We start from the raw sequence: 8302 nt of genomic DNA on the forward strand, positions 1-8302 counted from the left end.
TTCTTTTCGATTAGATTAAAAGACAACTTTTTTTAGATCTTCAAAGAGGGAATATACTACCGGTACATAGATTAGCAGCAGCATGGTCGAGGAAAACAGCCCTCCAATAGTAACTATAGCCAGAGGAGAATACTGTTCTGTGCCTACAGCCAGCTCCAGTGCCAGTGGAGTCATACCGGCTATGGTTGAAAACGTGGTCATCATTATCGGTCTATAACGAAGCCGGGCTCCCTCGCAAATAGCGTCGAATACATTGTCATAATTTTTCTTTTCCATAATGAAGAACGACATCAGATGGATAGCGTCATTTACTGCTATTCCGGAAAGGAGAATTATTCCCATTATAGCCGGCATCGAGAGATGAGTGCCGGTAATTAATAAAGCAGCCACTACCCCGATCAATTCCAGTGGCAAAGAAATCATAATGGTTATTGGATGTATAAATGATTTGAATTGAGCTACCATAATCAGATATATAAAAGCTACAGCAAAAAAGAGACTTATCAGCAGTCTTGTTTGAGCTTCCATCATGTCCTCCTGCTCACCAGTTATTTCAGCCGTATAACCGGCGGGCAGCTGATAATCATCCAGCAGAGAAGAAATGTCTTGATTGACCATGCTCAGCGACCTTCCGTGATTAAAACCCAGAATATCCAAATGATATCTCAAATCTTTACTCGTGACCATGTTAGGACCTTCCACTCTTTCTATCTCCGCCAGTTCACGTAAAGGTAAGTTATCGCCTGCAGGAACAATTATGATCAGATTCTCCAGATTTTCTTGCGAAGCCATCTGTTCCTCTCGATACCGTACCATTATCTCCGGATCTTTCTGTTCTTCTACTTTAAAGTCTGTATCCGCTTCAATACCTGACACAGCCGCAGTTATCTGCTGCGAAATCTCATCTGTGCTAAGCCCTACCTCAGCCGCCTTAACTCTATCCACATCTATCTGATATTCGGGGTAATCGACATTCCAGCGCAGATTGATATTGGTAGCTCCCGGCACCTCTTCTATATCACGAACCAGATCTTCTGCTATAATCTCCAAAAATTCAGGATCTTTTCCGCTCACTCGAACCACTAACGGCGCCTGAGTGGTGCCTATGGCCGTAGCTCCTTCTTCCTCAACAACATAGGACTTTATACCCGGCACTTCGGCTATCTTTCTCCGTAGATCAGCCTGAATATCCCATATTGATCTTTCTCTCTCGATTCTGTCCGTTAGAGTAATTGAGAAAAAAGCCTGCTGTACGCCTTCAGCCCCCGTGACAGCCTGAGTTCCCGTACCAGGTTCGTAACCAAGTTGATTAGTATAGTTTACGATTTCGGGCTCTTCTTCTATAATTTCTTCTACCTCTTTTGATATTTTTTCCGTCCGGGTCAGGGAAGATCCCGGCTCTGTTTCCAGAGAAATATAGGTCTGGCCAGTGTCCATCGTAGGAGTCATTTCAGATCCTAGCATCGGGAAAACATTTAAAGTTATTATAAGCAGCACTCCCCCTACTGTTAAAGTTATTGCCCGATTGCGCAGGGATTTCCGTAGTAATAACAAATAAAGCTCGCGGCTTCTGGCAAAAAGTCTTCTAAAACCTTCCAGTAGATATCGCATAAGATTAAGCTTGCTCAGGGCAGTCTTCTTGAATTTTTTCAAATTCAAAACTACTGATAAAAGCAAGGGAACTATCGTAAATGAGCTCAGCAAGGATCCTGACCAGGCAAACAGCAGAGTCATAGACAGAGGTCTAAACATTTGCTGGACAAAACCGCCGATAAACATAACTGGCATCAGCACAATCATTGAGGTCGTGGTTCCAGCGGTGACTGGCAAAATCATTTCCCGGGCTCCGTCTATAGTGGCATTGAGCGCCGATTTTTGCAGCTCTTGATAATGTCTGTTGACATTTTCTATCACAACTATGGAATTATCGACCAACATACCTATTGATAAAATAAGAGCTGTCATAGTGACTGTATTTAAGGTTAACCCTGAAGCCTGCATCAGTGCCAGAGTCATGACAAAAGTTGTGGGAACTGATATGATTACTGCGGCGGTATTTCGCCAGCTACCCAAAAACAGCAGCATTACTATGAAGGTCAAAAATATACCCAGAACCAGCGTTTCTCCCATGTTGTATATGGCCAGCCTGACAAAATCGGATTGATCATCTGTTATTTGTAAGTTCAATTCCGGAAAATCTTTTTCTAGCTGGGCGATTTCTTCTTTCAGATCATCGACCACCTCGATGGTGTTGGCATCCTGTTGTTTCTGGATACTTAAACCAGCAGTTTCCTCTCCTTCAACTCTGAACTTGCTTCTAATATCAGCATGGCCGTCTTTTACTTCCGCGACCTCCCGCAGATAAACGTTTCCGGCTGGACCTGAGTCTATTACCAGTTCTTCAATATCAGCATAGTCTTCGTACTTACCGACCGATCTGATTAGATACTCTTCTTCCCCACTGGTCAGTTCACCTCCGGGTATATTTAAATTTTCCTTATCCAGTCTACTGACTATCTGACTCACCGGAATATTCAATGCATTGATTCTATCGCGATCGACCTCTATTTGGATCTCTCTAACTTCGCCTCCAAAAACATCTATACTGGCCACTCCGCTAACAAGCTGCAGCCGATTGCTCAATTCATTATCGGCCAGAGTACGAAGGTATTCACTGCTAAAAGGCCCGCTCACTGCCAGAGTAAGCACCGGCACATCGGCAGGATTGAATTTTTGTACCCGGGGTTCATCTATATCCTCAGGCAGATCATCTCTAATACGGTCTATTACATTTTGTACTTCCACTGCTGCTACATCCAGATCTTTATCATAATCAAATTCAACCATAATTCTAGAAGTGCCCTCAAACGCTTCGGCATTTATACTGTCCACTCCTTCTATTGTTCCCAGCTCTTCTTCCAATGGTTCGTTCACCTGTTCGGAGACATCCGTGGGGGATACACCTCTGTAACTGGTCTGTATGTTGACTATGACCGGATCGAGATCGGGATTGAGCTGGATATTAAGGCTCAAAAGAGCTGCTGTTCCCAGAAGAATAACTGCAAATAAGGCTGCGACAGTTGTATATTTTTTTCTTACAGCTAGATTAACGAGATCCATATTTTAATTCCCCCACTCATCTTCGTCGCGAAGGTAAATACTAACTCCATCTCTCAACTCTTCGATATTGCTGGTTACAATTTCTTCTCCTTTTTCCAGGCCTGCCTTAATTTCGACTCGATGGCCAGTATCGAGCCCGGTTTCAACCTCTCTTCTTTTCGCCTGACCATCTTTTATCACATAAACATGCGGAGCTTCTTCGAAGAAAAATAATGAATTGCGAGGAACTGTGATAACATCACTTCTGGATTCTGGATAAAACAGAACTGAAGTGTACATTCCTTCTTTTAACTTTTCGGGAGGATCTTCCAGTAAACTCACAGTAACTTCTGTCGTTCGCTGGTGAGGGTCTGTCAAAGATTTGAGGTTAGTAATTTCCCCGGTCAGAGGCTTTTCACTTAGGTGGGGTATTTTCACTTCCACTTCTGTATGAGTATCTATATCGGTAAAGTCTTTCATCCCCAGCTTTGAAGTTATTACAAGATTATCAGTATCAGCAACTTCCAGAACGGGTTCTCCGGGATTTACATATTCTCCCGGCTTAGGAATTTTATCAATAACTTCACCGTCCAAAGGAGATTTTAATACCGTGTAAGAAAGTTGCGTTTCGATCACAGCCAGTTCGCTGCGGCTTTTTTCCAGCTTGTTCTTGTACTGTTGAATTTCTGTCTCGGCCATACTGACGGCTATCTCCGCTCTTTCCACAGAAGCCTCTGCCTTTATATATTTAGCTTCGGCAGCGGCATGCCGAGTTTCCGTCTCTTCCAGTTCAGCTTTTGAAATGGCATTATCCTGATAAAGACGTCTGTCAGCTTCCAGATCTCTCTGCCATTTTTCGTAATTGCTGCGGGCTTCGCGCAAATCTGCCTCAGCCCCTTTGAGATCACTTTGTTTTTGACTAAGAGAGGATTCCGCCATTATAATCATCAATTCAGCTTCTTTAACCGAGGCTTTAACCCCTTGTTTTCTGCTTCTTATTTCTTCATCATCCAGTCTGACCAGTTCCTCTTCTGCTGTTATTCGATCGCCTTCTTCTATAAGAAAATCATCTATCTCCTTAGCAATCCGCGGAGATATTCTAGTTCTATTCTCATATTCTGCTGTCCCACTGTATCTGTAAATCCTCCGCAAATCTTCTTCAACCAGAGTTTGACTCATAACTGGAACTCCCAGATCATCTTTTTCTTCTATTTCCACAGGCCTGGTTCTTATTCGTCGAATTCCAAGAATAGCTACGGCTCCCAAAGCTATTATCAAAACTATGATAGCAATTTTCTTAATTTTTCCCTTCACTGAATTCCCCCCTAATTTTTTGAAATCAAATCCGAATATATCTTCTGCATTGCGCCCAGCAGTTCAATTTTTTTGCGGCCTAACTCATATTCGAGATTTATTTTTTCCATCTCGGCCTCGGCCAGAAGACTCCGAGCCGCCAGAAGCTCACTCTCTGTGATAGCTTCTTTTTGCCAGCGAGTTAGAGCACTATTATATTCCAGTTCCGCTCTTTCCAGATTGGTCGCGGCTATCTCCACGTCTGTCCGATGGCGAGAAATATCGTACAGCAGACTTTCAATTTCGATCTCAATACTCTCGGCCAGATAATCAGCTCTGATTTCATGTTCCTTTTCTTCAGCATCTGCTTCCGCTATATCCGCCTTCCGACGACCTCCATCAGAAAATTCATAAGAGATCCCAGCTGTAATTTCCCAATCATTTTTCTCTTCAAACGGGTCTTCCAGAACATCTTCGGTGGTCAAATGCCCCTGCATACTAAGTTCATAATTGCTATCCAGCGAGGCCTGCCCTCTACTACCATCATTAAAATTATATTCCCCGCTGAGAATCAAATCAGGATCCTTTTGAGAGCTTATATATTTAGCTTCCTTTTCAGCCAGCCTGGCTGCCAGCAACTGGTTCTGAAAATCACTCCTATAATTCAGCGCTTTCTGAATGAGCTCGCTGCTGTCTTCTAAATCTTTTAGCTTCAAATTCATCTCTTCAATTAGAGAAAAGTTTTCAGGTGATTTCAGCTCCAGCTGGTTAGGATCAATGTCTACTCTGCGGGACAGCAGTTTTCGTTCAGTCCTGGCCCTATCCTCTAACTTTTTTAAATGCTGCTGGGCAGTTTCCAGCTCAAATTCAATCTCCAAAAGTCCGGCCTCAGTCAGCATATCATCTTCATATTGTTCTTCAGCCTCCTGATATAATGATTCCAGCTGAGTAATCCTCTGCTCTTGACTGGCAATTTGTTCTTTGATTTCCAGTAGAGAATAATACTTTTCGGCGACAACCTGCAGTATCTCATTCCTATTCTCACGGTAGTTTAGCCTGGCTTTTTCATATGAGAGCTCGGCTATATCCAGCTGAGTAGATATTGTGCGGGACTCTGCCAGAATGTTGCTATAATTGATTGTACCTGCTAGCTCACCTTCGCTTTCACCTTTTTCAGACTTTTGCCAGCCCATCTCACCTTCAATCTTAGGGTTCAAAATTGTCTCTGAAGATAGCTTTCTCTGTTTTGCTGCCTCCAGCTGATGACGAGCTGCCTCCAGTTCGTCATCAGACTTTTCAGCTCTTGCCAGAGCGGTTTCCAGTTCCAATTTATTTCCCTTTGCGGCAAAAGTCAATCTCGGGAAAAAAAGAATCCCTCCTATAGACAATACTATAGTCATAATGATCGCTGTCATGCCCAATTTATTCATGAATGAACATCTCCTTCAACTCGCCAGTAGCCAGATAAAGCTCAACGACGGCGATATAACTTTCGAAGCGCCTGCTAATATCATCTATTTCGGCTTGATATAGATCAACCTGAGAGTCCCAAAATTCAACTCCGGTGATGTATTCTTCCTCCAGGAAGAGGCTGTTTATTCTAACAATCTCTTTGTAATTTTCTATTTCTTTTTCAGTCATTGCTAAATCTTTTCTGACGTTATTTGCTCGGGAATATGAATTTTTAACTTCAACCTCAATATCATCCAGAATTTTATCGACTTCATTTTTGGCTTTTCTATATTCTATTTTTGCCTCTTTCTCTTCCAGACCCGATCTATAGTTGCTTTCAGCCAGCTGTAGATCTATTTTAGCCAGCTCCCGGTCAGCTTTACTCTCCTCGATTTCCAGGCGATTATTTCTGGCAGTCTCCTGCAGATCAACAAATTCTCTTTTTATTTCAAATTCTGAAAAATCCTCTTCATAATATTGAACCTCTAACTTTTCTTCAGCTGACAGTTGCAAATTTTTTTCTAAAATAAACTTCTGATTTTCCAGATTATTAGCTGATTTTATCAAATTGTTTTCTGCAGCTTTTAATTCAACTTCTGCTTGCAGAACATCCGCAGAAGTTACTCTCCCCTCCTGGTGCATATTCTCAATTTTTTCCAGTTCTGCCTGAAAAAGCTCCACATATTCCTGGTGAAGAGTGAATAATTTTTTTAACCTAACAAATTCGAGAAAATCCTGTAGATACTCACTGATAATCTCTTCAGTGGTTCTCTTCAGCCTTTGCTGAGCGAGTTCAAGCTCTAACTCATCCTTTTTCAAAAGCAACGGGGAGGGATCAACCTCCTGTTCAGCCTGTCGTTGTTTCAATTTTACTTTATTTTTTTCTAAAAGCAATCTATCGTTTTCTATTTCTCTGTTTCTGTCTATCCCTCTTGCCAGATAAGAATCCAAAGTAAATTTAGTTTCAGTATCTTTAGCCTTGATCGCTTCCTTCTCTTGAAAGAAACAGGCAATCAGCATTGCAGCAGAAAATAAAAGCAGCAACAAGATCATGGTTTTAATGAAACTATATTTAGACGACATATTTTATGCCTCCTGCATAAATGAAATTTCATTACTTTCATCCGTTTTATATAACCGAACCTCTGACAGCAACCTTATGATCGTGAACTTCCTATGTCAACTCCATTTTCTTTTTTAATAATTGACTTTAACACAAAAATAAAACAATTCGTATTCAAAAGCACAACTTTACCTTTCTTAATCTCCAGTGCTCGCACACTTCTCTCTGCCTACCTTTAAGCTTTAACCTGTAATTTATCCAGCTTTTCCGTCAAAAATGCGATACTGATTATGGCTATAAAGGTCAAAATCACCCGATATACAGAAAATTTAAGCCCCAAAAACTGTATTTCCACACCTATTTGAGGCATTTTCAAAGACGCCCAGGCCCCCAGAAACACTACTACATTTGCTATCCGGGCTTCTTTTTTTATTAACTCTCCAGCAATGGGAAAAGCGATAAACATCGGTCCTGTGGGTAGAGTACCCATAAACAGGGAAATAAAAACTCCCTTAAATCCCGACTCCTGCCCCAGATATTTTTTAATTTTTTCCCGGGGTATCCACACATCTGCCAGTCCCATAAGCACCAGTACCGGAAGAAATATTGCTGTCACTTCCAGACCATAATTTTTCATTACTTCAAAGCTTATATCACTGCGAGTCGGAAAAAATATTCTGATTACGTATAACATTACGGCAGTAATGATTAGGAATATTGCTAATTTTTTAATTTTTTGAGAAAGCTTCTGTGTTTTCATCTGACATAACCCCCCTGTAAATATTATTCTCCTGTCTTATGTATTTCACATGAGTATACCGATAGCTATAGCTATAATCACAGCAAAAAAGAAAGCCAAAAAATTCCGCCAGAATGTTATTTTTCTGCCCATTTCTTTCAATTCCAGGGGGAGGGTAACGAATCCAACCATGGTTAAAGTGGTCAAAAAAGCGGCGATAGTGGTATAGGAAGCCCCCGATTCTATCAATGATCCTGCCAGCGGCATCGCCACCAGATTGGGAATCATGCTGATTGTTCCGATTAAAGCGGCTGATCCTACCTGGTATACTGTCATTTCACCGCCCAGGTATTGCTCTATGACAGAGGGCGGCACAAAACTCAAAATCACACCAATTAAAACTATAATTCCGATCATCCAGGGGGCCAGATTTATCCCTTTGGTCAAAGCAATCTTCAAAGATTTCAGAGTGCGCCCTGCAGATTTCTTGAAAGAATAAACTAATAATGTCAGGGTAATGGCGTTTATTATTATTGCTACAGTCAATTTTAACTCCCCCTAACCTGATTAATTTCAGAAGAGCTGCTGCCGGCTGCCGGTCCCGGACCGTCCGGGCTGGCGGTGGCTTTCTCTATTTCTGCAAACTCACTTTCGGC

Annotated in this window: 6 protein-coding genes; all 6 read right to left on the reverse strand. The window is 41.8% G+C overall.

The genetic code is table 11. From position 1 onward, the window contains the following. Positions 1–15 precede the first annotated feature (15 nt). The 6 genes from BLT15_RS01820 to BLT15_RS01845 all read right to left on the reverse strand — a co-directional run bounded on the left by BLT15_RS01820 (position 16) and on the right by BLT15_RS01845 (position 8192). On the reverse strand, positions 16–3120 hold the full coding sequence (locus BLT15_RS01820; RefSeq protein ID WP_089758073.1) for an efflux RND transporter permease subunit: 3105 nt from the start codon (positions 3118–3120) through the stop codon (positions 16–18). 3 nt (positions 3121–3123) lie between these two features. Continuing rightward, positions 3124–4413, reverse strand: coding sequence for an efflux RND transporter periplasmic adaptor subunit (locus BLT15_RS01825; RefSeq protein ID WP_089758075.1), 1290 nt, complete (start codon positions 4411–4413; stop codon positions 3124–3126). A gap of 11 nt (positions 4414–4424) precedes the next feature. Further along, the gene (locus BLT15_RS01830; RefSeq protein ID WP_089758077.1) at positions 4425–5822 is read right to left on the reverse strand and encodes a TolC family protein; all 1398 of its coding nucleotides are present in this window, start codon (positions 5820–5822) and stop codon (positions 4425–4427) included. Then, a complete protein-coding gene (locus tag BLT15_RS01835; RefSeq protein WP_089758079.1) occupies positions 5815–6927 on the reverse strand; it encodes a TolC family protein in 1113 nt (370 codons plus the stop codon). Before BLT15_RS01835 ends, BLT15_RS01830 begins: the two co-directional genes overlap by 8 nt. Positions 6928–7142: 215 nt before the next feature. Next, positions 7143–7667, reverse strand: coding sequence for a permease (locus tag BLT15_RS01840; RefSeq protein WP_089758080.1), 525 nt, complete (start codon positions 7665–7667; stop codon positions 7143–7145). Positions 7668–7712: 45 nt separating this feature from the next. Beyond that, positions 7713–8192 carry a permease gene (locus BLT15_RS01845; RefSeq protein ID WP_089758082.1) on the reverse strand — a complete coding sequence of 160 codons (480 nt, stop codon included), beginning with the start codon at positions 8190–8192 and terminating at the stop codon, positions 7713–7715. Positions 8193–8302 lie beyond the last annotated feature (110 nt).

It is taken from the genome of Halarsenatibacter silvermanii (assembly GCF_900103135.1).
GTDB lineage: Bacteria > Bacillota > Halanaerobiia > Halanaerobiales > Halarsenatibacteraceae > Halarsenatibacter > Halarsenatibacter silvermanii.